General features: G+C 42.5%; 1 pseudogene. It reads right to left on the bottom strand.

The features are described 5' to 3' along the window. Positions 1–22 precede the first annotated feature (22 nt). Positions 23–812: pseudogene (locus A5N85_RS13935) on the bottom strand (IS256 family transposase); the annotation flags it as partial. Positions 813–850 lie beyond the last annotated feature (38 nt).

Here is an 850-nt window from a genome sequence, read left to right as displayed (position 1 = left end):
AATTAGGAATCGGCATTGTCTATTTTTCGCTGGCATTTAACATACCAACATATAAGAGTTTGAGCAAACTGGTTTCATTAGGAAACGCTCCTTTAGTTTTAGTTAACTTGCGGAATTGACGATGGACTGCCTCTACCGCATTGGTGGTATAAATGGGCTTTCTCACCGCCTCAGGATATTTAAAATAGTGACTTAGCAAATGCCACTTATCCCGCCAAGACTTAATCACCGCAGGGTATTTATTACCCCAAAGGTTTTCTAACCTATCAAGCCCCAATTCAGCTGATTCTTTATTGACCGCTTTATATACAGGCTTTAAATCCTGCATGAAAGCTTTTTGCTCACGACTAGCCACATAACGCAAACTCACGGATTTGCTGAAGCACACACAGTTGTACCTCAGTATTGGGGAAGATAGCCTGTATCGCTTCAGGAAAACCTTTTAAGCCATCCACACAAGCCATGAGAATATCTTCCACGCCACGGTTATGTAAGTCCGTCAGTACAGAGAGCCAATCGTTTGCCCCTTCGGTTTCCGAGCAGTATAAGCCAATGAGTTCTTTTTTACCTTCGGTGTTTAAAGCCTGTAGCGTGTAAAGCGCTTTATTGACATAACCTCCTTCTTCTTTGACTTTGTAGGGAATGGCATTCAGCCAAACAAAGAGATAAACACTATCGGGTGTTCGAGATTGCCATGCTTTAAGCTGTGGTATGAGTTGATCGGTAATGCTGCTAATGGTGGCTTCAGAGACGTCCAATGAGTAAATCTCAGCGATGTGGTCTTTGATCGTCCTATAGCTCATGCCATTTGAAAGGCTTTGTTAAAGTCAAGGTTTGGCATACTGTCATT

The organism is Suttonella ornithocola (genome assembly GCF_001889065.1).
Taxonomy (GTDB): domain Bacteria; phylum Pseudomonadota; class Gammaproteobacteria; order Cardiobacteriales; family Cardiobacteriaceae; genus Suttonella_A; species Suttonella_A ornithocola.
The sequence above is the reverse complement of the archived record's forward strand: the minus strand, read 5'-3'. Positions and strand labels throughout refer to the sequence as shown.